At 62.2% G+C, this 26,064-nt stretch carries 25 protein-coding genes and 3 other RNA genes; 16 read left to right on the top strand and 12 right to left on the bottom strand.

Annotated elements, in window-relative coordinates; translation table 11 throughout:
* Nucleotides 1–88: 88 nt before the first annotated feature.
* Nucleotides 89–1,099: an energy transducer TonB gene (locus tag ABQZ00_RS20950; RefSeq protein ID WP_055847130.1), complete on the top strand. Its 1,011-nt coding sequence runs from the start codon at nucleotides 89–91 to the stop codon at nucleotides 1,097–1,099.
* A gap of 756 nt (nucleotides 1,100–1,855) precedes the next feature.
* Here ABQZ00_RS20950 and ABQZ00_RS20955 read toward each other — a convergent pair.
* The 6 genes from ABQZ00_RS20955 to ABQZ00_RS20980 form a co-directional block, all read right to left on the bottom strand.
* A non-coding RNA gene (locus ABQZ00_RS20955) (sX9 sRNA) lies at nucleotides 1,856–1,931 on the bottom strand.
* A 117-nt stretch (nucleotides 1,932–2,048) separates the two neighbouring features.
* Nucleotides 2,049–3,242, bottom strand: coding sequence for an ABC transporter permease (locus ABQZ00_RS20960; protein ID WP_323538955.1), 1,194 nt, complete (start codon nucleotides 3,240–3,242; stop codon nucleotides 2,049–2,051).
* Nucleotides 3,239–3,985 carry an ABC transporter ATP-binding protein gene (locus ABQZ00_RS20965; protein WP_055847124.1) on the bottom strand — a complete coding sequence of 249 codons (747 nt, stop codon included), beginning with the start codon at nucleotides 3,983–3,985 and terminating at the stop codon, nucleotides 3,239–3,241. Before ABQZ00_RS20965 ends, ABQZ00_RS20960 begins: the two co-directional genes overlap by 4 nt.
* Nucleotides 3,986–4,016: 31 nt before the next feature.
* Nucleotides 4,017–5,600, bottom strand: coding sequence for an alpha/beta hydrolase (locus ABQZ00_RS20970; protein ID WP_323538956.1), 1,584 nt, complete (start codon nucleotides 5,598–5,600; stop codon nucleotides 4,017–4,019).
* 55 nt (nucleotides 5,601–5,655) lie between these two features.
* The gene (locus tag ABQZ00_RS20975; protein WP_055847119.1) at nucleotides 5,656–5,856 is read right to left on the bottom strand and encodes a helix-turn-helix transcriptional regulator; all 201 of its coding nucleotides are present in this window, start codon (nucleotides 5,854–5,856) and stop codon (nucleotides 5,656–5,658) included.
* Nucleotides 5,853–6,440: a hypothetical protein gene (locus ABQZ00_RS20980; protein ID WP_115554863.1), complete on the bottom strand. Its 588-nt coding sequence runs from the start codon at nucleotides 6,438–6,440 to the stop codon at nucleotides 5,853–5,855. The genes ABQZ00_RS20975 and ABQZ00_RS20980 overlap by 4 nt, the downstream gene beginning before the upstream one ends.
* A 608-nt stretch (nucleotides 6,441–7,048) precedes the next feature.
* On the opposite strand from ABQZ00_RS20980, the gene ABQZ00_RS20985 reads away from it, so the two are divergent.
* Nucleotides 7,049–7,124: non-coding RNA, sX9 sRNA (locus ABQZ00_RS20985), on the top strand.
* 76 nt (nucleotides 7,125–7,200) lie between these two features.
* Here ABQZ00_RS20985 and ABQZ00_RS20990 read toward each other — a convergent pair.
* From ABQZ00_RS20990 to ABQZ00_RS21000, 3 genes are all read right to left on the bottom strand, one after another.
* On the bottom strand, nucleotides 7,201–7,845 hold the full coding sequence (locus ABQZ00_RS20990; protein ID WP_323538957.1) for an NADPH-dependent F420 reductase: 645 nt from the start codon (nucleotides 7,843–7,845) through the stop codon (nucleotides 7,201–7,203).
* Nucleotides 7,846–7,991: 146 nt separating this feature from the next.
* Nucleotides 7,992–8,438 carry an Rrf2 family transcriptional regulator gene (locus tag ABQZ00_RS20995; RefSeq protein WP_115529422.1) on the bottom strand — a complete coding sequence of 149 codons (447 nt, stop codon included), beginning with the start codon at nucleotides 8,436–8,438 and terminating at the stop codon, nucleotides 7,992–7,994.
* Nucleotides 8,439–8,563: 125 nt separating this feature from the next.
* Nucleotides 8,564–9,490 (bottom strand): LysR family transcriptional regulator, encoded by a 927-nt coding sequence (locus ABQZ00_RS21000; RefSeq protein WP_323538958.1) that lies wholly within the window; start codon nucleotides 9,488–9,490, stop codon nucleotides 8,564–8,566.
* Between the two features lie 135 nt (nucleotides 9,491–9,625).
* On the opposite strand from ABQZ00_RS21000, the gene ABQZ00_RS21005 reads away from it, so the two are divergent.
* From ABQZ00_RS21005 to ABQZ00_RS21040, 8 genes are all read left to right on the top strand, one after another.
* Nucleotides 9,626–11,221 carry a GMC family oxidoreductase gene (locus ABQZ00_RS21005; RefSeq protein WP_323538959.1) on the top strand — a complete coding sequence of 532 codons (1,596 nt, stop codon included), beginning with the start codon at nucleotides 9,626–9,628 and terminating at the stop codon, nucleotides 11,219–11,221.
* A 28-nt stretch (nucleotides 11,222–11,249) separates the two neighbouring features.
* A complete protein-coding gene (locus ABQZ00_RS21010) occupies nucleotides 11,250–11,672 on the top strand; it encodes a nuclear transport factor 2 family protein (protein WP_115514197.1) in 423 nt (140 codons plus the stop codon).
* A 162-nt stretch (nucleotides 11,673–11,834) separates the two neighbouring features.
* Nucleotides 11,835–12,602 carry an SDR family oxidoreductase gene (locus ABQZ00_RS21015; protein ID WP_323538960.1) on the top strand — a complete coding sequence of 256 codons (768 nt, stop codon included), beginning with the start codon at nucleotides 11,835–11,837 and terminating at the stop codon, nucleotides 12,600–12,602.
* A 107-nt stretch (nucleotides 12,603–12,709) separates the two neighbouring features.
* Complete coding sequence (locus tag ABQZ00_RS21020) at nucleotides 12,710–14,176, top strand: aldehyde dehydrogenase family protein (RefSeq protein ID WP_323538961.1); 1,467 nt, start codon at nucleotides 12,710–12,712, stop codon at nucleotides 14,174–14,176.
* 74 nt (nucleotides 14,177–14,250) lie between these two features.
* Complete coding sequence (locus ABQZ00_RS21025; protein WP_323538962.1) at nucleotides 14,251–14,997, top strand: SDR family NAD(P)-dependent oxidoreductase; 747 nt, start codon at nucleotides 14,251–14,253, stop codon at nucleotides 14,995–14,997.
* Between the two features lie 107 nt (nucleotides 14,998–15,104).
* Complete coding sequence (locus tag ABQZ00_RS21030) at nucleotides 15,105–16,034, top strand: amidohydrolase family protein (protein ID WP_323538963.1); 930 nt, start codon at nucleotides 15,105–15,107, stop codon at nucleotides 16,032–16,034.
* 247 nt (nucleotides 16,035–16,281) lie between these two features.
* Nucleotides 16,282–16,893 carry an FMN-dependent NADH-azoreductase gene (locus tag ABQZ00_RS21035; RefSeq protein WP_349777724.1) on the top strand — a complete coding sequence of 204 codons (612 nt, stop codon included), beginning with the start codon at nucleotides 16,282–16,284 and terminating at the stop codon, nucleotides 16,891–16,893.
* Between the two features lie 515 nt (nucleotides 16,894–17,408).
* On the top strand, nucleotides 17,409–18,464 hold the full coding sequence (locus ABQZ00_RS21040) for an LLM class flavin-dependent oxidoreductase (RefSeq protein WP_323538965.1): 1,056 nt from the start codon (nucleotides 17,409–17,411) through the stop codon (nucleotides 18,462–18,464).
* Here ABQZ00_RS21040 and ABQZ00_RS21045 read toward each other — a convergent pair.
* On the bottom strand, nucleotides 18,451–19,395 hold the full coding sequence (locus ABQZ00_RS21045; protein WP_323538966.1) for a LysR family transcriptional regulator: 945 nt from the start codon (nucleotides 19,393–19,395) through the stop codon (nucleotides 18,451–18,453). The two genes, ABQZ00_RS21040 and ABQZ00_RS21045, sit on opposite strands and share 14 nt — an antisense overlap.
* 81 nt (nucleotides 19,396–19,476) lie before the next feature.
* On the opposite strand from ABQZ00_RS21045, the gene ABQZ00_RS21050 reads away from it, so the two are divergent.
* From ABQZ00_RS21050 to ABQZ00_RS21070, 5 genes are all read left to right on the top strand, one after another.
* The gene (locus ABQZ00_RS21050) at nucleotides 19,477–20,115 is read left to right on the top strand and encodes a DsbA family protein (RefSeq protein WP_323538967.1); all 639 of its coding nucleotides are present in this window, start codon (nucleotides 19,477–19,479) and stop codon (nucleotides 20,113–20,115) included.
* The gene (locus ABQZ00_RS21055) at nucleotides 20,057–21,049 is read left to right on the top strand and encodes an MBL fold metallo-hydrolase (RefSeq protein WP_323538968.1); all 993 of its coding nucleotides are present in this window, start codon (nucleotides 20,057–20,059) and stop codon (nucleotides 21,047–21,049) included. The genes ABQZ00_RS21050 and ABQZ00_RS21055 overlap by 59 nt, the downstream gene beginning before the upstream one ends.
* A gap of 4 nt (nucleotides 21,050–21,053) precedes the next feature.
* The gene (locus ABQZ00_RS21060; protein ID WP_311239340.1) at nucleotides 21,054–21,464 is read left to right on the top strand and encodes a nuclear transport factor 2 family protein; all 411 of its coding nucleotides are present in this window, start codon (nucleotides 21,054–21,056) and stop codon (nucleotides 21,462–21,464) included.
* Between the two features lie 218 nt (nucleotides 21,465–21,682).
* Nucleotides 21,683–21,756: non-coding RNA, sX9 sRNA (locus tag ABQZ00_RS21065), on the top strand.
* Between the two features lie 372 nt (nucleotides 21,757–22,128).
* A complete protein-coding gene (locus tag ABQZ00_RS21070) occupies nucleotides 22,129–23,688 on the top strand; it encodes a GH39 family glycosyl hydrolase (RefSeq protein WP_323538969.1) in 1,560 nt (519 codons plus the stop codon).
* A 121-nt stretch (nucleotides 23,689–23,809) separates the two neighbouring features.
* Here ABQZ00_RS21070 and ABQZ00_RS21075 read toward each other — a convergent pair whose 3' ends face one another.
* Nucleotides 23,810–24,082: a metal/formaldehyde-sensitive transcriptional repressor gene (locus ABQZ00_RS21075; RefSeq protein ID WP_055847097.1), complete on the bottom strand. Its 273-nt coding sequence runs from the start codon at nucleotides 24,080–24,082 to the stop codon at nucleotides 23,810–23,812.
* 65 nt (nucleotides 24,083–24,147) lie between these two features.
* Here ABQZ00_RS21075 and dmeF point away from each other — a divergent pair, with 65 nt between their 5' ends.
* A complete protein-coding gene (gene dmeF / locus ABQZ00_RS21080) occupies nucleotides 24,148–25,143 on the top strand; it encodes a CDF family Co(II)/Ni(II) efflux transporter DmeF (RefSeq protein WP_323538970.1) in 996 nt (331 codons plus the stop codon).
* Nucleotides 25,144–25,230: 87 nt separating this feature from the next.
* On the opposite strand, the gene ABQZ00_RS21085 is transcribed toward dmeF, so the two are convergent.
* On the bottom strand, nucleotides 25,231–26,058 hold the full coding sequence (locus tag ABQZ00_RS21085; RefSeq protein WP_323538971.1) for a ferredoxin--NADP reductase: 828 nt from the start codon (nucleotides 26,056–26,058) through the stop codon (nucleotides 25,231–25,233).
* Between the last annotated feature and the right edge of the window lie 6 nt (nucleotides 26,059–26,064).

The following is a 26,064-nucleotide window of genomic DNA, read 5'->3' on the forward strand; positions in this document are numbered from 1 at the left end:
AGATTGCGGCATTGCCGTTCATTGCGGGAACAATGGGCGGCGCTCGCCGTAGCAACGTTATCTTTCGCACTCGGGGTAAGGGGGACGCATGTTGGATCTGACACAGGGCCGTATGGCACGCCGGATCGCGCCGGTCATTTTGCTGGTTGGCCTGGCTGCCTGCTCCAAGCAGGAAGACAAGGCCGCTACCACCGCGCCTGCCACCGGCACTACGCCGGCAGCATCGGCTGCGGCACCGACGCCCGCCACCGCGGTGTCGCCGCAGGTGCAATCGATGGCCGCCGATCAGTTGCGCGAATCGGCCACCAAGGCGCTGCAGGACAACCGCATGTACGCCCCGGTTGGCGACAACGCGGTGGAGTACTACCTGGCCCTGCGTGAGAAGCAGCCGCAGGACGCCACCGTCAACAGCGCGCTGACCGACCTGCTGCCGTACACGCTGATCGCCGCCGAACAAGGCATCAGCCGCGAAGAGTTTCCCGAGGCGCAGCGCCTGATCGCACTGATCGAAAAGGTCGACCCCAAGGCACCGGCACTGCCGCGTCTGAAGTCGGGCCTGGAGACGGGCATGAAGACCGCCGCCAACCGCTCCGAGCAGGATGCCGAGCAGGCCAAGAAGCTGGTCGAGGACAAGGCCAAGCAGGCCGCCGAGCAGAAGCGTCTGGCCGAACAGCAGACCCGCGAAGCCGCCGCTGCCCAGCAGATTGCCGCCCAGCAGGAAGCCGCCCGCCAGCAGACCGCCGAAGCCGAGCGCCAGGCCGCTGCCCGTCGTCAGGCGGAGGCCCCGGCCCCGGCCGCACCACGCCCGGCACCGGCAGCCGCCGCAGCAGCAGCGCCTGCTGCACAGTCGCTGCGTCCGATCAGCACCCCGGCACCGCGCTACCCGCCCGAAGCGCTGCGCGCCGGCACCTCCGGCGAAGTGCTGGTGGAGCTCACCGTGGGCACCGATGGCTCGATCACCGCCTCCCGCGTGCTACGCGCCAACCCGCCGCGGGTGTTCGATCGCGAAGCGCTCAACGCCGTGAAGCGCTGGCGCTTCGAGCCGGTTGCCGCACCGGTCACCACCCGCCGCACGCTGTCGTTCAATCCGGGCGGTTGAGGCACTGATGGGGAGGGCGTCGCTGCTTGTCGACGCCACCCTGGATCCCACGCCCCTCGATACCGGCACGCTGCACTAGGAGCGCGCCGGTATCGGCACGGGACGTTGCGGGATCGGAGATCGCCCGCACCGGGATCAAAGGCGTCTAGGACTGCAACCGGCGTGCGCTTCCGCACTTCGCCGCTGCTGATTGACGCAACAACTATTGGAAACGCAAAAGCCCGCAGCGATGCGGGCTTTTGCGTTGTGGAGCATGCGTGGCTGTACGTGGATGTGCGACAGCGACGTCACTCATCGAGAGTGTTACTGGCGCTTGCTGGCCGTACCCTCATCCGGCGCTACGCGCCACCTTCTCCCGGTGGGAGAAGGGAGCTGCTTGGCTTTGTGTGAGAAGGGAGCTGCTTCGTTCGACGGGAGAAGGGAGCTGCCTGGCGCTGTGTGAGATGAGAGCTGCTTGGCTCTGTGTGAGAAGGGAGCTGCTTCGTTCAATGTGAGAACGAAGCAGCACCTGTCGATGACAGAGGAAACTGCTTGGCTCGATCAGAAACGCCGCGCCTGCCATCGCAAGCCACCGATCACGTGACCGCGCATGCCCCTCTCCCGCCGGGAGAGGGGTTGGGGTGAGGGTACGGTGTCACCAAATCCACGCAGCGGCCAGCCGATCAGCAACCCCACCAACCATGACCACCGAACGGCCAGTCGTTCGCCATCATGCGCATGCCGTCATCCACTCGCTACGCACGACGCACCAAGAGCGACTAACAACCGTAACGAACAGCCGTCAGATGGGTGCGGACGGCCCGCGCATAACCGGAGTGTGCGACTAGCCCGTCCCGATTCCGGGCAACGGCCGCGCCCGCCTGGCGGCGACGCCGTAGTTGTACTCGCCGCTCTAAGCCAAACGCACGACGCGCAGACCATCGCTGCCACTGCACGCTTGTCGAGCCACTTACCCCGAAATCGCCAAGCGCTCCTGGTGATAGCGACGTACCGCCGCATACCACAACAGCCCAGCCACGCCGAAGCCGGCCAGCAGATACACCGCCCAGGTCTGCGCGTTGATGGTTTCGTGGCGGATCACCTTGAGCAACATCTGGTTCTGCGCCAAAAACGGCACCGCAAAATGCCATAGCTGCGTCTTCAGCGGATACGCCATCAATGCGTAGCCGGGCAGCATCGGCAGCAGCAGCAACCAGGTCATGTGCGCCTGCGCTTCCTTCATGCTTTTGGCCGCGGCGGCCAGATAGGTCAGCAGCGAGGTGCCGACAAACAGCATCGGCACCAGGATGAAGAGCATCTGCAGCATCGGCACGAAACCCACGTTGAGCTGGCGCCCAAGATTGGACGAGGACAACTGCGCGCTCAATTTGAAGGCCAGCAAGGTGAGCAACAACGACACCATGCCGATCACGCAGGCGGCGGCGATCTTGCCGCTGACAATCGCACTGCGTGGTGCGGGCGTTGCCAGCAGCGGTTCCAGCGACTGCCGCTCACGCTCGCCGGCAGTGGCGTCCAGAATCAACGACGCGCCCCCAAGGAACGAGGTGATCACCAGCAGCACCGGCAACAGCATCGCCATCATCTGCCCGCGCTTGGCTTCGGCAGTGGCCAAGTCCTGCGCGGCGATTTCCAGTGGACGGCTCACCTGCGCATCGATGCCACGCGCCAATAGACGCAATGCGCCGACCTGCTGGCTGTAGCCGCTCAATGCTGCCTGCAAGCGCAGGCTGGGCACGTCGGCCTCGCGGCGGGTGCTGTCCTTGATGATTTCCACCAGCGCCGGACGGCCTTCGCGCCAATCGTCGGCATAGCTGTCGCTGATGCGCAGCGCCACGTCCACATCCTGGTTGCGAATGGCCGTCGTCAGGTCGGCTGGCGCATCCACGGCGTTGAGCCCCTGTGCGGCGAGAAACCGCACCAGATTGGGTGCGTGTTCGCGGCCGAGCGTGGGGATGTCCAGCGGCTTGTCGATCTGCGTGCGTACGCGGCTTTCGCTCAAGGCGCCCATGCCCAGGATCAAAATTGGATACAGCAATGGCGACAGCAGCAACGCCAATGCCAGGGTGCGGCGGTCGCGCGCGATGTCGCGCAGTTCCTTGCGTAGCACCGTCCACCACGTGGCCAACAGGGAGCGCTTGCTCATGCGTGCAGTCCTTCTTCCGAGCCGATCGACTTGACGAAGGCGTCTTCCAGGTTGTCTTCACCGGTGGCGGCACGCAGTTCGTCGGCGCTGCCGGACGCCACCACCGTGCCCTTGGCGATGATGACAATGCGATCGCACAGCGCCGCCACCTCTTGCATGATGTGACTGGAAAAGATCACGCAGCGCCCTTCCGCACGCAGCTGCTGCAGGAAGCCACGCATGGCGCGCGTGGTCATCACATCCAGGCCATTGGTGGGCTCGTCCAGAATCACGTTGCGCGGGTCGTGCACCAGCGCGCGTGCAATCGCGGTCTTGGTGCGCTGGCCCTGGCTGAAGCCTTCGGTCTGGCGGTCGAGAATATCGTCCATGTCCAATGCGCTGGACAACACACGCGTGCGCTCGGCGATCTGGCTGCGCGACATGCCGTGTAGCTCGCCGAAATAGGCGATGTTCTCGCGTGCGCTCAAGCGCTTGTACACGCCGCGCGCATCCGGCAACACGCCCAGCGCACGGCGTACCGTGACCGGGTCGTGCGCGGCGTCCACGCCATCCACGGTGACGCGCCCCTGGTCCGGCGACATCAAGGTGTAGAGCATGCGCAAGGTAGTGGTCTTGCCGGCGCCATTGGGGCCGAGCAAGCCGGTGATCTGGCCGTCGGCGGCGCTGAAACTGACCCCATCGACCGCATTGACCAGCCCGGTCTTGGTCTTGAACGATTTGTGCAGATTCTCGACGACGATCATGCGTACGCCTCCGTGGCGTGGTCGATGCGGCTCATGGTTCCCATCCGTTGAACGAGGTAAACGCTGGCACGTTGTTGAGGCTGGCCACGCAGCTGGCATCCAGCGCCTTGGCGTCGGTGGTCTGCAGAAACTGGCTCAGCACCTTGGGCATGCAGCCGAGCCGGAACACGCCATGCCCCTGCCCCGGCGCGATGATGTGGCGGCCGTTGGGCAGACCCTGCAACACACGTTGTGCGTAGCGCGGCGGTGTCACCGGATCGAGTTCTCCCGACAGCAGCAGCACCGGCAGCGTCGATGTGAACGGCTTGGCTGCATCGGCCGATGCCGGCTTGGCGGGCCAGACCTTGCACGGGGCGAAGAACATCTCGGCCACCTCATTGCCCAGCAGCGTGGCGTCCTTGTCCGTGGGTGCGCGGTAACGCCCGGCATCCTCGCTGCACAACACCGACCATTGCATTGCGCGATTCATCTGATCGGACATGTCCGACGCGCTCATCTGCGCCAACGCCATCAACGATGCATAGCGGCCTGCAGCGGCTTCGTCCAGCACCAGCGGCAGCAGGGAGGCGGTTTCCGGTGCATACGAAAATCCAAACGCCAGCCCCACCACCGTATCGGCGGTCACCTGTTCGTGGCGCAGCGCGCCGGTGCGCGGGTCGCGGTAGTCCACTGCCACCGGCGCCTGGCGCAAACGCTCGACCACCTGCCGCAGCTGGGTGCGGGTATCGACCGTGAAGCGTTTGGCGCATGCCGGCGTGGACGCGCATTGCTTGGCCTGCAGCGCAATCGCATCTTCGAAGGTGCGCGCAAATTCGCCGCCGATCACCAGATCGTTGGGCGCCACGCCATCGAGCACCACGCTGCGGGTGTGCTGCGGGTAATGCATCGCGTACTGCTGCGCCACACGGGTGCCGTAGGAGCCGCCGATCAGATTGAGCTGCTGCACGCCCAAGGCCGCGCGTACCGCATCCAGATCGGCGATCGCCTCGGTCGTCGTGAAGTAGCGCGGGTCGGCGTCGTTGCGCAAGCCGTCCGCGCACTGCCGCGCATAGTCGGTGAGCTGTGTCACGCTGGCCGCGGCGCCACCTGGCATCTCCAATGACTTACCGGCGCCATCGCGGCATTGCAGCGGATGCGACCCACCGGTGCCGCGCTGATCGACCAGAAAAAGATCGCGCTGTTTGCGCACCTCGCGCAAGCCCATGTCCACGATCGCAGCCACCTGCGTGGCCGACTGGCCTGGGCCGCCGGCAATGAAGAACACCGGGTCCGGCGTGCTGCCCGCGCCGGCGTTGCTTTCCAGCCAGGCGATCTTCAAGTCGAGCATGCGCCCATGTGGCGCAGCCGGGTTTTCCGGCACTTTCAGCTGTGCACACTGCGCTTCGATATTGCCTGCCGCGCTGCCGGAACTCAGCGTGCACGGTGCAAATTGCAGGCTGCCATAGCGATTGCCAGCCGCAGTATCTTGATGCGTGTTTGCAGCACGCGGCTGCGTTTTACCCGGCCCGGATGCGCCGGCCTTACCTGCAACAGGCATCTCTGCGCGTTGGCATCCTGCGGCCAGCAGCGCGGCCAGCATGGCGGCGGCCACATTCAGTTGCTTCAGCATGTCCATCCTCTCCTAGTGCCCATTCCCTGACGTTGCCGACGGTCGGTTGTGACCACCGCAACTACTGATCATCGTCATACAGAAACACGTGCTCGATCGGTTCGCCGAACAAGCGTGCGATGCGAAACGCCAATGGCAGGCTGGGATCGTACTTGCCGGTCTCCAGCGCATTGATGGTTTGCCGCGACACGCCCAGCTGCTCGGCCAACTCGCCTTGCGACCAGCCGCTGGCTTCGCGCAATGCACGTACCCGACTCTTCATTGATAGCGGCGTGCATTGATGGCCTTGGTGAAGCCATAAGTGATGCACAGCACCGGAAACACCCAGATCATCGCCGCCGCTGCCGGCACCGCGATCAGCTGCGCCGATTGCAGGAAGCCGGCGGTCATGTACGCCAGGCTCACCAGACCTGCGGCAATGGCGATCGATTCCAGCTCGATGCGGCGTTGCATTTCATCCGAATCATGTACAAAACGCGCCACCGCACGGACCACGAACATCAGCAGCAAGGCAGGCAGCAGCGCAATCAGCACACGCATCCAGTTGGCATCCACACTGGCCAGCAGATGCCGCCAGCACAGCATGACCACGACGTAGGCCAGCATCGGCGGCGCAAGCTCCGTGTGATACCGGCGGACCAACGCAGGCGGCGCACTGTCGCGAAAGCTGCCGCACGAGACGTGCAGCATCAGCGCCACCAGCAAGCCGCCCAGGCCGACGCCGATCAGCAGCCCCTGGGCGTAATCGCTCACCTGCCATGGCAGCCAGCGCCGCAAGGCACCCAGCAGAATCAGGACAACGCTGCAGACCTGCAGTACACGCAGCGCCACTGTCTTGGCGCTCATCGTGCGCCCACCGGTGTCGTGGACGTCTGTGCGTAGATCGCTGTGCATTGCATGGCAATGCAAGCAGATTCCTTGAGCATCACAGCACTGCAAGGCAATGCGTGCACCGGCGACATGTTTGCGCTGCTGTTCACCCCACACCCCTGTGTCAAGTTCCCTTGACACGCAGAGTGCGCGCAGATCTGCGGCGTGTCAAGCGTCCTTTACACCGATGTGGAGCGGATGCGTGCGTTGATCCGTCATCGTTGCGGCTGCCGCTGCGCGGACACGCCAAGTCGGTACGCATAAGACATAGCGCACACGATATGGAGCGATCATTCGCCTCCTATCCGTGCCGCGTATAGAGGGGAATTGGCCAAGAGGGTGTTACTCGTGCGCTGAGATGCCGCTCATTGGGGGCATCGCATGCCAGCACTGCGCCATTAGCGAGTGCTGGCTAAGGTGTTGGAAAGAGCGAAGCGCAGCACCGCGCACCTTCGTGGCAAGACGCGCGCCTAATGACCAGAGGCTTGAGCATTCCCGCTTTGACTTTAACGCAGCTAAAAAAACGACTGTACTCACCGCCAGGCGGGCGCGGCCGGTGCTCGGTGCTCGGTGCTCGGTGCGGCATAGTCCACGCGTACACGCCGGTTCGGAGCGCGCCGTTCACACCCACTGACGACTGCTCGCTACGTGGTGTTAGCCGCTCTTCATCGTTTGCAAAAACAGTGCGGGTGGATGGAACAGAGGTTCCATCCACCCGCAACCTGGCGCCTTGTGGTTAAAGCTTTACGAAGTTCTGGGCAGAGAGCGAGCCGAAAGGCAGCGATGCAAGCGTCCCGCCCACATCGAGCGACCCGAGGTCGACCGGCGCAAAGCCCATCGCGTCGATGAGCGCGTGCACCTCGGCCTTAGCCGCAGCGTCGTCCCCGGAATAGAACAGCACGCGCTTACCGCCGGCTACTTCAGGTTCGGCCAGGACGTTGACGTCGAGGTGATTGAACGCTTTGACAACCCTCGCCCCTGGCACGAGGTGCTTGAACACCTCGCTCGAATGCTTGCCCGCCAGATCCACGGCCTTGATGCCGTAGGCCGCCAGTGGATTGCTGGGATCGTTGGCGTCCGCAGAAGCCGGGTCGATAAACTCGACCGGATTGGTGCCATCGATCACGATGCGCCCATTCCACGCTGGCAGGCCAGTCATGGCTTTCTCGGCATCGACCCAGCGTACCGCGGCGATCACGATGTCGGCGCTCGCCGCTTCGGCAGCGGTGACTGCGGTAATCGAAGGGCCAAGCTCATCGACCAACGCAGCGAGCGAAGCCGGTCCACGGCTGTTTGAAATCGATGCTGCAATCCCTTTCTTGGCGAGTGCACGTGCGACGTTGGCGCCAAGCGCGCCAGAACCAATAATGCCGATGCTCATGATCTATTCCTGTTGATGTGATTGAAGTTGAGGGGTTCTAAAGTGAGAGAGGTTGCCAGCACCCCAAAACACTGGCGGCTCTGATGTCGACGTGATCTACCGAAATATATATGTGTCGTCGACTTATCGACATTTAAGCTAAAAAATTACCAGACCAGAGGGATCGAGAATTTTCCCAGCCGCGCGACGTCGGTGGCCACATCTGCGATGGTGGTTTTTCCGAGTTCGCTTTCAAGTGCTCTGCGAGCTCGGGTCAATGTCGGTTCAAGCGCGGCCAGGATGTTACCGCCCACCGCACAACTCTTGCAGGGCGGCGTCCGATGCACCGCAAACAGCTCCGTATCCTCCACCGCCGCATAGACATCGAGCAGTTTGATCTGCTTGGCCGGTTTGGCCAGCATCGCGCCACCGCCGGCGCCAAGTTGCGAACGCGTCAGCCCCGCCTCGCTGAGGCGCGACAGCAGGCCACGGATGACCACAGCACCGGTATTGGCCGAATACGCCAGGTCCTCCGAGCGCATCGGCGTGCCATCGCCCACTGCAAGCGCAGTCAGGATATGGGTGGCGACGGCGAAACGGCTGCTGGTGGGCATGGGTTGAAGTGGATCTAGTGAATGTGTGTAACAAACACTAATACATATATTTGAGCGTGTCTATCTTTTTGTTCGATCTCTGCCTGTCTGGGCGCCATTCGACGCACCAACCGTCCAATGCCCCGCTAGTCCGGGAGGTCCGTGGCGACCTGCCGGCCCCTGGTGCAATGCTTTAGACGCTCAATCATCCAGCGGCCTGCAGGGCCCGGCGGCGCGCTGAGGCGGTAGATCGCCGAGATGGGCATGTGATATCCCCCGACCGGTGTGGCCTCGATCGGAAGCACAACAAGTCGTCCTTCGGCGATGTCGTTGGAGACCGCGTGAAACGGCATGCCGCCCCACCCCAGACCACTGAGAAGAAAAGCATGCTTGGCAAACAGATCCGCCAACCGCCAGGTCAGCGGAGACAGCACACCGAACTCCTGCCCTTCCGAGATGCTGGAGCGGTCCGTCAATACCAGTTGCACATGCTTGGCGAGCTCCTCGCGCGGGATCGGCCCGTCATAAGCGGCCAGCGGGTGGTGACTGGCCGCCACGCTGACAAAGTTGATCGTGGCAATTTGTTCCGACTCCAGGCCACTGGGCAACATCTGCAAGGACCCGACAACACCGAAGCTGGCGCGGCCATCGACCACCGGCTGCATCGCGCCGCCAAGCGCCTCGACAAATAACCGCAGCGGCGTGTCTGGGAACTGGACACGAAATTCGTGCGCGGCTTCTGCCATGGCAGTGATCGGGAAAAAGACGTCGATCACTGCGACGAGTTCAGGCTCCAGGCCGCCGGATATCCCTTTCGCCCGGGCTTTCAGGTTCTCGACGCCTGCGATGATGGACCTTGCATCCGAGAGCAACACCTTCCCTTCCGGGGTCAGCCTGGGATATCGACCCTGCCGATCGAACAGGCGGACGCCGAGACGCGTCTCGAGGTTATTCATTGTTTCGGAGACGGCGGATTGGGTACGTCGAAGGCGCCTGCCCGCGGATGAAAAACTGCCCTCTTCGGCTGCGGCGATAAAAGTTCTCAGTTGATCGAGCGATAAACCATCCAGCATGGTGGCGCCTTATGTGATTTTTGCTTACTTGCCCATCCAACGGATTAAACGATGGATCGCATCGAAAAATACAGGCTTGTTGGCAGTAACACCCAGGTGTCAGCATCGCCGCCACCTCTTCTTAAGCCACTCTCGATGATCGATCGCAACGACGCTGGAAGCACCGGCAAGGATCTGCCGCAGCCCCATTCCAATGCGGCAGGCATCATCGATGCATCAGGTGCTACATACGACCTGATCATCGTTGGTGGCGGGTCCGCCGGCGCAGTATTGGCCAACCGTCTGAGTGCCGATGCATCGCGTCGCGTGCTGTTGATCGAGGCAGGCGTGGCCTATGCACCTAACGCGTATCCGGACGCAGTACGGCGCCAGGATCTGGTGGGCGGCGATCCACAGCACGACTGGGGCTTTCAATCAGAGCCTGGCCTGCTCGGCAGGCGCATGCCACTCAATCGCGGCAAGGTGCTGGGAGGGTCGTCCGCGATCAACGGTGCAGTGGCGATGCGGTTACCAAAATCAGACCACGACCGCTGGGCCCGGGAACACGATCTGGCGGCACTGAGCTGGGACGCTACACAGCCGTTCTACCAGTCGCTGGAGCGTACCTCCGGGACCGGTGGCACTGGCCATGACGGCCCCTTCCCCGTGCATCAGCTCGGCGACGAAGAAGTGTCAGACCAGCACCGCGCCTTCATTGCCTCCGCGGTCGCTGCAGGCCATGAACGCTCGGCCGGGTTTGCGACCGCGCACCCACTGGGCGTCGGTCCCTATGTCATGAACACCCGCATGGGCGTGCGGCTCACGACCGGCATGACCCTGCTGAGCGAGGCGGTGCGTGCCCGCGCCAACCTGACCATCCGCGACCAGGTGCTGGTCGATGCCGTCGTGCTGGAAGGTACGCGCGCCACCGGAGTGCGTCTGGCCAATGGCGAGGTGATCAGCGCTGACACAGTCGTTTTATCGGCAGGCACCTACGCCAGCCCGGCGATTCTGATGCGCTCGGGGATCGGTCCTGCCGACACGCTGCGCAACCTCGGCATCGACGTGGTGGCCGATCTGCCGGTGGGCCGTCGCCTGCAGGACCACCTGCTGGTTCCGACCGTGTGGTCGATTAAAAAGGAGGCCGTCGGCCTGCCGTATCCGCCCATCGGCGCCATGCTGTGGACGCGATCGCAGCATGCCGTCGGGGATGAGGCCGACCTCAACATCAGCACTGCAGCGCTGCCCGACGATGGGCAGTCATCCGACAACGCCATGTTCCTGCTGTTCGCGGCGCTGGTGCGCCCGCGGTCGGTCGGCTCTGTCACCATCGCCAGTCGCGACCCGCAGGCGCCACCGATCATCGATCTGGGTTTCCTCAGCGACGCGGGCGATCGGGAGCGCTTGATCGACGGCGTGCAATTGATCCGGGAAATCGCGCGGCACACGCCGTTTGCAGATGTGGTCGGCGGCGAGCTCGCGCCGGGCGCAGCTGTGAGCGATCGCGCCGCGCTGGATGCCACCCTGCCCGCCAGCGTGGCGACCTACCAACATCCAACCTCCACTGTGCCGATGGGAGGCGAGCGCGACCCGACTGCCGTGGTCGACATCGATGGCCGCGTCCGCGGGATTGAGGGATTGCGTGTTGTCGATGCATCGATCTGGCCCGACGTGCCTTCGGTCGCGACCGCATTCCCAACCATGATGCTGGCCGAACGTATCGCATCCAACTGGATCTGGCCAAAAGCCTGACCACACCACCAACCCACCGGAGCAACGCATGAACACGCCAGGCACCCACACCGCTGTCCAACTTCTACAACGCACCTTGGACACGTTTCTCGCCAAGGATATGAAAGGTTGGTCCGAGCTCTGCGACGAGAACGTGGTCGTTGAGTTTCCGTTCGCACCCGATGTGTCATCCAGGAAACTGGTAGGTCGCGCCGCTATCTACGAGTATCTGCGCAATTACCCGAACGTGATCGACGTCAAGACCATCCCGAGCCTGAAGATCCATGCCACCGACGATCCCAACGTGGCCATCGCCGAATGGAGTGCGTCCGGCACGGTCATCTCCAACGGCAACCCCTATGAAATGAGTTATGCCACGGTGGTGACGTTCAAGGATGGCCTGGTGGTCAATTACCGCGAGTACTGGAATCCGATGGCGTTTCTTGCAGCACTGAGCGACGCAAAGTTCTAAGCGCGCGCTCGGTTGGAGAACCTGCATGCATCGCCCAGGCCAGGCATGCAGGTTTTCACCGGCCGCAGCGACCGGCCTCTAGTGAACATCTCTGCATGACTGCCAGGGCCAGGGTAGATGGCGGCAACGCGGTAAGGCAGCGCACGCCTCGAGGAAAAGACAATGGCGGAAAATACAACCAAGTTAGCAATGATCACGGGCGGCGGCCGCGGACTCGGCCGTAGCACTGCACTGGCCCTTGCACGCAACGGGGTCGATCTGGTGCTGACCTATAAGTCGCAGGAAGACAGCGTGCGTGAGGTCGCGCGCGAAGTGGAGCAGCTTGGCAGAAAGGCAGCGGTGCTTCGACTCGATACCGCCGAGATCGGCTCCTTTCCCGCGTTCGTCAAGGAATTACGTGCAAGCTTGGCCACAACATGGTCGCGCGGCTACATCGATTTCCTGGTGAATAACGCAGGTATCGGTCTGGCAGCGCCAATCGAACAAAGCACGGAGGCCATGTTCGATCAATTGATGGCAGCCCATCTCAAGGGCGTTTTCTTCCTCACCCAATCGTTGCTGCCGGTCATCGCAGATGGTGGCCGCATCATCAATCTGTCGAGTGGATTGACCCGCTTCGCGCTGCCGGGGTATGCGGCCTACGCGATGATGAAAGGCGGCATCGAGGTCTTCACCCGCTATCTGGCCAAGGAACTGGGCCCGCGCGGCATCACCGTCAATGTAGTGGCACCAGGCGCCATCGAGACCGATTTCGGCGGTGGTGTGGTGCGCGACAACGCAGGGCTCAACGCGCTGATTTCCGCGCAGACCGCGCTTGGTCGTGTGGGCCTGCCAGACGACATTGGACCGGTGATTGCCGGACTGCTGTCAGAAGGCAATGGCTGGATCAACGCACAACGCATCGAAGCCTCTGGCGGCATGTTCATCTAGAACGTCGCGCAATCAGTGTGGCAAAAAAACGCGCCGCAGCACGACCGTGGCGCGATGAATCTCGACGTCCGCATTCAAGCATCTGACCAACCCGATAAAGGTGTGAAATGAGCACAATTCAAAATCACGGCTACTTTTCCGGTGGCCAATGGAAACAGTCGTCCGGCAAGGCCACCTTCGATGTGTTCGAGCCTTACAGCGGCAAGCTGATGTCGCATGTTGCCAACTGTGGCGCGGATGAAGCGAATGCTGCCATCGAAGCAGCCCAGCAGGCCTTTCCGGCCTGGGCAGCGATGCCGCCTGCCAAGAAGGCCGCGTTGTTTCTGAAGGCAGCCGCCATCTATCGGCAACGCTCGGAAGAAATCGCAGATGTCTTGTCGCGTGAAACAGGTAGCACCATTTCCTTTGCACGCTTCCAGCAAAGCCTGGTCGTCCAAAATCTGGAAGCGGCGGCGGGCTGGATCTACAACCCCAAGGGCGAGACCTTTCCGAGCGATGTCGCCGGTCGCCTGTCCTTCAGCATCCGTCGCCCGCTCGGCGTCATCGCCTGCTTCACTCCCTGGAATGGGGCCAATATCCTGTCCTGGCGTGCGGCGCTTGGGCCGCTTGCTGCAGGCAATACGGTCATTATCAAACCATCGGAATTCGCGCCGGTTTCGGCAGGACTGATGGTTGCGCGCATTACCGAAGAAGCCGGCTTTCCTCCCGGTGTCATCAACGTCGTGCCGCATGCGCCTGGCGGCGCCGGCGTGATCTCCGATGCAGTATTCGCATCGGCACATGTGCGTGGTATCAATTTAATCGGCGGCGTACAGACTGCGCGGATACTCGCCGAGCGTGCCGGGCGCACGCTAAAGCGTACCGTGCTGGAATTGGGCGGCTACAACCCGCTGATCGTACTGGACGATGTGAATGTGGATTTTGCGGTGCGCACCGCAACGTTCGGAGCATTCTTCCATCAAGGACAGATCTGCATGAACACGCGCAAGATCATCATTGCACGCGAGCTGCACGATGAATTCCTTGAAAAGTTCATCCAGCGCGCCCGTCAGCTCCCCATGGGCGACCCGTCCAATCCTGCCACGCTGATCGGGCCGCTGATCAACAAGGCTGCGATCGAGAAAGTCCACAAAGGTGTCCAGGAAGCCGTCGCGATGGGCGCGCGAATCGAAACGGGCGGGACATTTGAGGGCCAGGTCTATCAACCGACCATCCTGACCAATGTTCCCTATGCGGCGACCATCTCCAATGAGGAGACCTTCGGTCCGGTGGTGATCGTCGAACCCGTTGATACGGTCGAAGATGCTGTCACGGTGGCAAACCGTACTTCTTATGGCCTGGTTGCATCGATCCTGAGTGGCGACACCTACCGTGGCCTGGAACTGGCACCGCGGATCCAGGCCGGCGTGGTCAACGTCAATACCGCAACGGTGAACGATGAGGCGCATGTGCCGATGGGTGGCGTGCGCGATAGCGGGTGGGGTCGCACCGGGCCGGATTGCATGAATGATTTCACCGATACGATCTGGATCAACGCCCGTCACAGCAAGAACGAAGAGCAATACCCATTCTGATCGTAGTGCGAAAGCACCGCGCCGCTGGCTGCGCTTGTAGTGCGCACTGAAGATTTGCGTTCAAGGAACCCAACATGAAACCGACGAAATCGAGTCACGATGGCCGCGTTGCCATCGTGACAGGCGCTGCCCGCGGGATTGGTCAAGCCATTGCAGTCAAACTCGCCGCGCATGGCGCGCGGCTGGTGTTGGTAGATATCGAGCAAGCACACGACACCGCTGGCATGCTCGCCGGCGATAGCCTGATCGTTACCGGCGATGTCACGAGCGCTGCGGATTGGGAGCGCATCGACCAACACGTTCAACAGCGCTTCGGCCGCACCGACATTGTTGTGAATAATGCGGGCATCGGCAGTCCGAAGCCTATCGACGAGTTGGACTGGGAGCAATGGAAAAGGACCTTCTCCATCAATCTCGACGCGCACTTTCTGAGCGCCAAACAGTTCGTGCCGCAGATGCGGAAGAACAACTGGGGCCGCTTCGTCAATATATCGTCCAACTCCATCGGGCTCGCCATCCCCGGCATGAGTCACTACATGGCCTCGAAGATGGGAGTCATCGGCTTCGTGCGGGGGTTGGCTAACGATGTCGCCGATTCCGGCATCACTGTCAATGCCGTACTTCCGTCCATCACCAACACGCGCCTGACGCAAGACATGCCAGAGGAAGAGAAACGTCAGACCTGGCAGCACCAGGCGATCAAGCGCTTTGCCGAGCCGGAGGATATTGCGGGCTCCGTGTGCTTTCTCACCAGCGATGATGCAGCGTTCATTACTGGCCAGGCGCTTCCGGTGGATGGCGGGCAGTACAAGATTTCCTGAGAAGCGCGCACTCGTCACCGATCAGGCGGCGAACCTTCAAATGCTCAACGCCAGGCCGCGACGACATTTCTACCATCTCGTGTCGCGGCATACACCAGGGAACCGCCATGTCATTCAACAAGATCGACACCCACCAGCACTTCTTCCCAAAGGTCTATATCGACGCGGTCGGCATGGATGTCCTTGCAGCTCAGATGCCGAACAAGCGCGCACCCGAGTGGTCGCCTGACAAAGCAATCGCAATGATGGATGCCGCTGGCATCGCCGAAGGCATCTTGTCGGTGTCGTCGGTCCCGATGACGGACCGTCAGGGAACGATCGCGCGTGGCTGCAACGAGGCCGCGGCCGATCTACGCCAGAACTATCCAGGCCGTTTCGGCGCATTTGCCAGCCTGCCATTGCCGGACCTGGACGCAAGCCTCGCGGAAGTCGCCTACGCCATGGAGACGCTCAAGGCCGACGGTTTCATCGTTTTCACAAGCTATGAAGGCGCGTACCTTGGCGACGAGCGCTTCACCCCATTATGGGAAGAACTAAACCGCCGTAGCGCGGTGGTGCTGATTCATCCGAACGAGCCGTCCTACAGTTTGCCTGTCGTGGCGCCGGCGTCCGTTCTGGAATTTCCGTTCGAAACCACGCGCACCGCTACCAGCCTGATCATTGCCGGAGTGCTGTCGCGCTTTCCCGGGATCCGTTTCATTCTGTCGCATGCAGGCGGTACGCTGCCGTTCCTGTTCCCGCGTATCGCGCTCAGCTTGCAGATGATGCCGGGTGTCATCGACCGGATCGGCGACCCGGCGCAGGCATTTCGCGCCTTCTATTACGACACCGCGCTGGCGGCGGGCGCGGCGACGTTTGCCGCGCTTGCGCAGGTGGCAGATCCTGAGCGCATCCTGTTCGGGACCGATTTCCCGATGACACCGGACGTCGGCCTCGACACATTCAGCGCGGCGCTTGAAGCCATGGAGGTCACCGGGCTATCGCGTCCGGCGATCTACCGCCAGAACGCCGCTCGCCTACTTGGGAGAACGCCGTGATGCTTAGCCGTCACACGCCGCGTGGCGCGCTGTCACCTGACAGGTGGTGGTTTGCGCGCCGTGTTGCACGCTCCTGTTGGCTAGAAGCCGTATGGCTCTGAAGCGAGCCGGGTAAACAGCGTTGTGCGGCACCAAAGAGCGCGGCGTGTTCGAAGCGCCTGCCGCCGATGTTGATCGACAAAGTTCAGCAAGATCTAAAGCTTTTTTTCTCACCATTGCCGCAACCTCGCGGCCAAAGGATCGACCCATGACCACCATTTTGCATATCGACTCCAGCATTCTTGGCGCGTACTCCGTGAGCCGCGCGTTGACGGCTGCCATCGTCGCCAGGCAGCAAGCGCTGCATCCCGACACACGCGTGATTCGGCGCGATCTCGTTGTCGATGCGGCCATGCATCTGTCCGGTGCGCATCTGGCTGTCTATCAAGGCGGGGAAGTCGGTAGCCCGGCGCTCGGCCAGGATCTAGCCACCGGCAGCGCTTATCTGGACGAGCTGTTTGCCGCCGATATCATCGTGATCGGCGCGCCGATGTACAACTTCTCGATTCCCTCGCAGCTTAAAGGCTGGGTCGACCGCGTCAGTGTCGCAGGACGCACCTTCAAGTACGGCCCCAATGGTCCAGAAGGTCTGGTCCACGGCAAGCGGGCGTTTGTGGCGTCTACGCGCGGCGGCGTCTATACCGGCAGCAGCCCTGCTGCCAGCCTCGACCACCAGGAAACCTATCTGCGTGGTGCACTCGCCTTCATCGGCGTGACTGACCTCACCATCATTCGAGCGGAAGGTCTTGCGCTGGGCGACGATTCCAAAGTCACCGCCATCGACGCGGCCCACACGCAGATTCAAGCACTCGCTGCCTGAGGTACGTAACGTCGGTGCTGGCGCGCGTCACAACGTCCATCGGCCTACTGGGTCCTGGTCTGCGCCATCGGCGGCATCGAAGCCTCTTGAGTCCTTTGATGGTGGCGCGCCAGGCTACCCCTGGTTGTCGGGCAGACATCCCGAGAGACAGGTGTAGCCAGCATTTCCGTCATCAAGGCAGCTCTCGACCTGCTGAGCGGGGCCCTACATGTGGCCTCGCCGCCGTCGCCAAGGAAACTGGACTGACTTTCATCACGCACATCGTAATCGCAACCCAGCACAGGAAGCTGCCCATGGCAGAGAACGCGATGTGGCTGACAGTGTGGTGATTCGACGGTCATGCTGTATGCGATGGCGGCACAGCGGCCTTGCCTAGATGACCGAAGTAGTAGGCGGCCTCCCAGCAAGCATTGACGTTGATCGCAAGCAAGACAGGCTTACCAGCGGTGGCCTGGGATACACAAAGGGCGAGACCAGCGAAAATTCAATGTAGAACTCGACTGAGAGGAATTTCCATGGAAATCGGAATCGACAGTTTTGCCGCAACCATCCCCAATCCGGCGACAGGGCACATGGTGTCGCCCACGGACCGGATGGCTGCACTGCTTGCGGAGGTGGAAACTGCCGACCGCGTTGGCCTCGATGTGTTCGGCATCGGCGAACATCACCGCAAGGAGTTTCTGGATTCCGCGCCCGTTGTCATTCTTGCAGCCGCAGCAGCCCGCACGCAACGCATCCGGCTCGCAAGCGCCGTCACGGTACTCAGCGCGGCTGATCCAGTGCGGGTTTTTCAGGAATTCGCGACGATCGATCTGATCGCCAAGGGTCGCGCAGAAATTGTCGTCGGCCGCGGCTCATTCGCCGAAGCCTATCCCTTGTTCGGTTTTGCGATGGAGGATTACGACGCACTGTTCGCGGAGAAGCTCGACCTACTACTGAAACTGCGTGGCGACACTCAGGTCACCTGGCGCGGGCGCTTCAGACCGCCGCTTAGCGGTCAGGGCGTCTTTCCGCGGCCGCACCAGACGACGATACCGATCTGGCTCGGCGTTGGCGGCACGCCGCAATCGTTCGTCCGCGCGGGCAGCCTGGGTTTGCCGCTGATGGTTGCGATCATCGGTGGTAGCTTCGAGCGCTTTCGTCCGCTTGTCGACCTGTACCGGGAAGCGGGCCGCAACGCAGGACATGCACCGGACGTGCTCAAGGTAGGCATCCATGCCATGGGCTTTGTGGGGGACACCGATGCCGATGCGCGGAATGCGTTTTTCCCAGGTTGGGCGCACATGTTTACCGAGATAGGCCGCGAGCGAGGTTGGTCGACCGCCACACGCGGTCAGTTCGACGCGATGTGCGGCCCTGGCGGCGCTTTTCTCATCGGCGCTCCGCACACAGTGCGCGAGAAGATTCTTGCAGCGAATGAGGCGCTCGGCGGTATCGCGCGCCTCACCTTCCAGATGAGCTCCGCCATGCTGGAGCCGGAGGCCATGCAGCGTTCGATCGTCTTGCTCGGCACTGAGGTGGCGCCTGCGGTCAAGGCCGCACTTGGAAAACCGCGACTTAGCGTTGGGTAGATTGTCGCAAGGCTTCTCGCTCGACCAGCATGTCCACAAATGCGCGGACCTTGGTCGGGCGATAACGGGCGGCAGGAAATACCGCATGGATACCGCCCGAAGGCAGGCGCCAATGCGGCAGTACTTCAATCAGGCGCCCTGCAGCGAGGTCGTTTGCAACTACATAGTCTGGAAGCACGGACAAGCCGGCGCCCTGGCACACCGCTTCGCGTACCGCCATCGTGGCATCCAGAAAAATGGATGCCTGCACGTGTACCACCTGGGTCTGTCGCTGATTCGACGAGAAGGTCCACCGCAAATGATCACGCAACGCAGTGTTGGCGACAAAGGGCAGCGAGATGATCTCAGCCGGGCTATCGAGCGTTGCAAGCTCTGCTGCCATGGATGCGGAAGCGACAAGCAGCTGGCGGAAGGTGCCAATTTTTCGCGCTTGCTCGCTTGTTTCGGCCAGCCATCCGACACGGATGGCAACTTCGATATGACTGGACATCAAATCCAGTGTTTGGTCGCTGAGCACCGCATCCACCTTGCACAGGGGATAGCGCTTGGTGAATGCAGCGATCGCAGGCACTACCACGCCCACGCCATAGTCGAACGGTGCAGTGAGCCGCAACATCCCCGACGGCTCGGCGGATCGATCGGCCAAGCCGTCAAACGCATGCTCGGCCTCCCGCAGAATCGATGCGCAGCGCGCGTAAAACTCCTGCCCCACTTCGGTGGCTTGCACTTTACGTGTGGTGCGCACCAGCAGAGAGGTTCGGAACTCGCGTTCCAGTCGAGCCACTTGTTGGCTCACTACCGCCTTGGTAATGCCCAGACGCTCGGCCGCAGCGGTGAACGAGCCGGTTTCTACCACGGCGACGAAGTACGCCAGGCGGCGGAGATTGCCGAGGTCGCCGGGTCCGTCTCCCATTTGATTGGATGCTTTCAACATACGATGCATTTACCACGTATGTATTTATCGATCAATGATCGATCCCTAGGATGGGTCCCACAGTCACAAGGAAAGCGCATGAACACCACTTTGCACTATCTGTTCGACCCACTCTGCGGCTGGTGCTATGGCGCAGCGTCGACCATTTCCGCACTGGCCACCGCACCTGGCATCGCTGTTCAACTGCAGCCTTCCGGGTTGTTCGCCGGCAAGGGCGCACGGACGATGGACGATCAATTCGCCGCGTTTGCCTGGGCGAACGACCAGCGCATCGAACATCTGACTGGGCAGCGTTTCACTGAGCGCTATCGCCAGCAGGTTCTCGGCGATCGCCAGCACCAGTTCGACAGTGGTGCAGCCACATTGGCGCTGACCGCTGTCTCCCTGGTAGCACCGGCACAGCAACTGACGACACTGACGGCCATTCAACAGGCCCGTTACGTTGACGGGAAAGACGTGACCACCACTGCCGGGCTGGTCAGGCTTCTAGAAGACCTGCACCTTGCGGACGCCGCCACACGGCTGGCGCAGGCAGATGCCGAGCTTCTCGCCGTGGATCGGACGCGCATTGAAGGTGCGCAAGCACTGATGCGCGAGTTCGGCGTCCAAGGCGTACCGACGTTCATCGCAGAATCCGGCGGGAAGCGATGGCAGATCGATGCACATGCCGCCTATACCGATCCAAGCGCATTCGTACGTCAACTTCAGGCCGCTTGAAAACACCGTTGCATCTTTCCAAAAGGAACGAACCATGACGACACGCAGAGAGCTCATCAAAACCATTGCCGTGGCAGGTATCGCCTCAGCCGTCCCCGCCGTCAACACTGCAATCGCCGCACAGGCGCCTTTAAAGCTGCAGCATTTTCCCGCGGGTGAAAACGGGTTTTTTCGCGCCCCGGTCCTGATCTCCGGCGCGCGCGAAGCGGTGCTGATCGATGGAGGCTTCACGCTACCCGATGGCAAAGCGCTGGCTGATGCAATCAAGGCCGGTGGCAAAACGCTGACCACCATTTACGTCAGCCAAAGCGACCCTGACTATTACTTCAGCCTGGGCCCGATCAAGGCCGCGTTTCCTGATGCACGCATCATCGCTGCATCTGCCACCGTTGCGGCCATCAAGCGTAGCGTCGAGAAAAAGCTTGCAACCTGGGGCCCCCAGCTCAAGGAGAACGGGCCGCAGACACTTGCAGACATCGTCATGCCGGACGCATTCGATGGCAACGCAATCACGCTGGAAGGTCAATCCATCGCCATTGTGGATGCAGACGGCCTGGCCAACCGCCGTTACCTCGCACTCAAATCGCTCGATGCAATCTTCGGTGGCGTGCTGGTGTTCTCTGGCGTGCATGTATGGACGGCCGACACGCCGAGTGCGGAAGGACGTAAGGCATGGATCAAGACACTGGATGCGATGGCGGCCCGCAAACCGGCGCTGGTGATTCCTGGACATATGGCACCGGGCGCCGCGACCGACGTGTCGGCGATCCACTACACGCGCGACTATCTGTTGGCATTCGAAGAAGAGTTGGGCAAGGCGTCCAATAGCGCCGCGCTCATCGAGGCCATGACCAAGCGCTATCCGGGAGCCGGCATGGGCACGGCGCTGCAGATCGGTGCGAAAGTCGCCAAGGGCGAGATGAAGTGGGGTTGATCCGATGAAGACCAATCTGGACATCATCCGGGCAACCTATGAAGGCTCTTCCGAAGAGAACGGCAAGCACCTGTCCGCAGCGCTAGCGCCTGAGGCCACCTGGACAGAGGCGGCAGGCTTCCCTTACGCGGGGACCTATACCGGTCCCGCAGAAGTCTTCGAACAGGTGTTTCATCGGCTGGCGACCGAGTGGGTGGGCTACAAGGCCGAGGTTCACACGTACTTGGCCGACAAGGACTACGTCGCAGCATTTGGCACGTATTCCGGCACCTACGCAAAGACCGGGAAATTCATGCGCGCAACCTTCGCGCATCTGTATCGGCTCAAGGACGGCAAGATCCAGAGCATGGAGCAGTATGTCGATAGCTTGATGGTTCACCGGGCGATCGCAGTCGCCGAGGAACCGCAGGGTTAGCAGCAGATCTGCGGACGTGTTGGTGCGGGCAGTGGTCTTGACGATGTCTGGCATCGTCAAGACCACGTTCGAAAGACCACGGCCGATTGCAGCTGCGCGCCCGACTCAGCCAGATTGCATTGGCCAAGTGGCCCACGCTGGCGGTCGCGATGATGTAGCGCAGCTAGCAAAACGACTGTACTCACCGCCAGGCGGGTTCGGCCTGTGCTCGGTGCGGCATGGAACACGCGTCCACTCCGGTCCCTACGCGCAATCCACATCCCCGACGATTGCTCGCTAGGTTTTATTAGCTGCTCTTAGGTGCTCAAGCGCTGTGGCGAAGTCGATCAGCTACGACAGGGTCCCGGCAGCGGCCGCGCCGATGTGCGGCACCGCTGCTGAGCATTCATTCTGCCAAGCGTGCTAAGACAATCTGCACTCACACACAATCACACCGCGCTGCTGCAATGGTGGCGCCACTGCTCGCCCCCTGCAATCGATGCGACCGCTAACGAACGCGACTGTGCGCATCCCTGCGCACGAACATCCCACGGCTAGCCGCGATAGTCAGCACATGCATTCCGTTATTCTTGAGCGCCCGGCGACGGTCACCAGCAAAACGCCTGCGCGCGTCATCGCGCACGTGCATTTGCATAAGCCGCTGCACACACCATCAGGAGAGACGATGCGGTTACCCATCTTGCTTGCGATGACGCTGGCCTGCAGCACGGCATTACCGGCGCCGGCGCACGCCGCCGCACCGCGCGACATTGCAGTGGATCTCTCCACCGCCGGCAAGCCGGTGGATCGCTTCGCCACGCTGTCGGTGGGCTCGGATTTTCCGGGCACGCTGATCCGCGCCGAGACGCAAGCGCATCTGGTGCCTGCCGTGCAGGAACTGGGATTTCGCTACATCCGCTTCCACGATGTCTTCCACGATGCGCTTGGCACCGTCAAAGAAGTGGACGGCAAGCTGGTGTACGACTGGACCAAGCTGGACCAGCTGTACGACGCATTGCTGGCCAAGCGTATCCGCCCGTTTGTCGAGCTGGGCTTTACCCCAAGCGCGATGAAAACCTCTGAGCAGACATTGTTCTACTGGAAGGGCAATACCTCGCACCCGGATCCGGCCAAGTGGACCCAGTTGATCGATGCGTATGTGCGGCACATCCGCGACCGCTACGGCGCCGATGAAGTACGGCAGTGGTATTTCGAGGTGTGGAACGAGCCGAACTTGAAGGACTTCTGGGAAAATGCCGACCAGCAGGCCTACTTCGATCTGTATGCCAACACCGCGCGCACCATCAAGGCGATCGATCCGCAGCTGCGCGTCGGTGGCCCGTCCACTGCTGGCGCGGACTGGGTGCCGGAGCTGCTGGCCTTCGTTGCCAAGAACACACTCCCCATCGATTTCGTCACCACGCATACCTATGGAGTGGACGGCGGTTTTCTCGATGAAGACGGCAAGCAGGACGTCAAGCTGTCCGCATCGCCGGATGCCATCGTGGGCGATGTGCGTCGCGTGCATGCGCAGATCAAGGCATCGCCGTTTCCGCAGTTGCCGCTGTATTTCACTGAGTGGAGCAGCAGCTACACACCGCGCGATTATGTCCACGACAGCTATATCAGTGCGCCCTACATTCTGACCAAACTCAAGCAGGTGCAAGGGCTGGTGCAGGGCATGAGCTACTGGACCTATACCGATCTGTTCGAAGAACCCGGCCCGCCGCCGACGCCGTTCCATGGCGGGTTCGGGCTGATGAATCGCGAAGGCATTCGCAAGCCGGCGTGGTTTGCCTACAAATATTTGAACGCGCTGCAGGGCCGCGAAATTCCGCTACCCGATGCGCATGCGCTGGCAGCGGTGGATGGCAAGCGCATCGCCGCGCTGGTGTGGGATTGGCAGCAGCCGGTACAGGCGGTGAGCAATACGCCGTTCTATACCAAACTGGTGGCCGCCACCGAGAGCGCACCGCTGCAGTTGCGCATGACCAACGTGCCCGCAGGCAATTACACCTTGCAGGTGCGCAAGACCGGCTACCGCCGTAACGACCCGCTGTCGCTGTACATCGACATGGGCCTGCCCAAGGCCTTGAACCAGACCCAGTTGACCCAGCTGCAACAAGCCACACGCGACACGCCCGAGCAGGACACTCGCATCCGTGTCGGCGCCGATGGCCTGGTTAAGGTCAATGTGCCGATGCGTAGCAACGATGTGGTGCTGGTGACCTTGCAGCCGTGCTGAGCGATGCATCGCCGATGTTGCCAGTCACGTCATCGCCGTGGCTGGCAGCGCGCAGGGATGGATGCTGCGATTGGCGCCGCTGTGCAGGTAATCCGCGCACGGTATCAGGCCAGCAGCGGCGTCACTTCAGATAGGTCTTGAGGATGGCGGCGACATCGTCGACCGCCAGCTCCCGGTCGCCCAGCGCATCCGGCGCGGCCACGTGATGCTTGAGATGTTCGCTGAGCAACTCGACCATCAACCCCTGCGCCGCACCACGGAACGCGGCGACCTGGGTCAACAGCGCGGTGCAGTCCACATCCTGCGCCAAGGCTTTCTCAAGCCCTTCCACCTGCCCGCGGATCCTGCGCACGCGCGCCAGGAGCTTGGATTTATCGTGGTTCAGATGTGACATTGCCCTATACCCCACGGGGGTATCTCAGATACCCTACGGGGGTATCGTAGCCAGAGCTCACACCGATGTCGATCACGCACACCACGCCCCACTGCGCGCAGTCGCACCGCTTTGCCAGCACCAACCCGCTGGCCGAGCGCAACACCCGCAAGGCCGTGATCCTGACCGTGGTGATGATGGTGGTGGAAATCGTCGGCGGTTGGACACTCAACTCCATGGCCTTGCTCGCCGATGGCTGGCATATGAGCTCGCATGCGCTTGCATTGGGGCTGGCGTTGTTCGCCTACCGCTTTGCGCGGCGGCATGCCACCGACCCGCGCTTTACCTTCGGCACCTGGAAGGTCGAGGTGCTGGGCGGCTACAGCAGCGCGCTGCTGTTGCTGGGCGTAGCCGGCCTGATGGCCTTCCAGTCGGTGGAACGGCTGTTCTCGCCCCAGCCCGTCCAGTATCAGGAAGCCACGGTCATCGCGGTGATCGGCCTGGTGGTCAATCTGATCTGCGCGTGGTGGTTACGCGACTCGCATGCGCACGGGCACGATCACAGCCATGCGCATGAGCACGCGCATCATGGTCACGGTCACGCGCATGGTGAGCATGCTCACCACCACGACGGTCACGCCGATCTGAATCTACGTGCCGCGTATCTGCACGTGGTCGCCGATGCCGCCACCTCGGTGCTGGCGATCGTGGCCTTGGTCGCCGGCATGCATTGGGGGGTGACGTGGCTGGACCCGCTCATGGGTATCGTCGGCGCGGTGCTGGTCACCGTGTGGGCGTGGGGACTGCTGCGCAGTACCGGCCGCGTGCTGCTGGATGCGGAGATGGACGCGCCGGTGGTGGCGGAAGTGAAGCAGGTCATCGCCGAGCTTCCGCATGCGATCACCATCGCCGACCTGCATGTGTGGCGCGTCGGCAGCGATCGCTATGCCTGCGTGCTCAGCCTGGTGACTGACGCAGACATCGATGCGGACACGGTGCGCAACGCCTTGCAGATTCACGAAGAACTGGTGCACATCACCGTCGAGCTGCAACGCCCGCCACTGCACACAGCGCGGGCGTAGCCTCGCGCGTGCGCAACCGCAGGCACGCTGCATGACGGTGCAGCGTGCCTGCGGTTACCGGCGCCATCGTCGCTGCGCCGGCGGTCCTCAGGTCTTCGCAGGTGGCGGACTGACGTATTTTTCGCGACGAATCTGCGCGTTCGGCAGACCGGCGGCCTTCAGTGCCTCGACGCAGGTGTCCACCATGTCCGGGTTGCCGCAGAGATAGGCGATATCGGTCTGGGCATCGGGCGCGAATTCGGGCAGGTGCTGCTGCACATAGCCGTGCCGCACATCGGCATGCGGCGAGTCAGGCAGCTCGCGCGACAAGCACGGCACGTAGCGGAACTGCGGGTGCGCGTCGGCAAACGCGCGGAAATCCTCGCCGTACAGCAGCTCGGCCGGGGTGCGCGCGCCCTGCAGCAAGACCACCTGCACGCCACGGCTGGCGATCGCCTCGGCCAGCAACGGCAGCATCGACCGGTACGGGGTGACCCCGGTGCCGGTGGCGATCAGCACATAGCGCTGGTTGGCATCGCCCGGCGGCAGGCAGAAACGGCCATACGGGCCGCTGGCCTGCAACTGGTCGCCGATCTGCAGGCCTTCGAACAGCGCGGTGGCCGAGCCGCCGGGCACGAAGCTCACTGCGATATCCACCGCCTCGCCCGGTCCCAGCGCATGGTCGTGGATGGTCGCCAGCGAATAGCTGCGCTTGGTCGGGGTGCCGTCGGCGCCATTGAAGTGGATCTGGATGAACTGCCCGGGCTGGAAATCCAGCGGCTGCCCGTCGTCACGCACGAACTGGCAGTGGGCCACGGTGGGCGCAATCATGCGCCGGTCGACAAGCTTGAGGGGAAATTGAACAGGCACGAACGTATTTAGGACAGTCTGTGATCGGGGCTTGCCCCCGCGGGCTTCTATAATAACGGCCTGCAACTCGCT

The sequence above is a fragment of the Xanthomonas sp. WHRI 10204 genome (assembly GCF_040202875.1).
In the GTDB taxonomy this organism is placed as follows: domain Bacteria; phylum Pseudomonadota; class Gammaproteobacteria; order Xanthomonadales; family Xanthomonadaceae; genus Xanthomonas.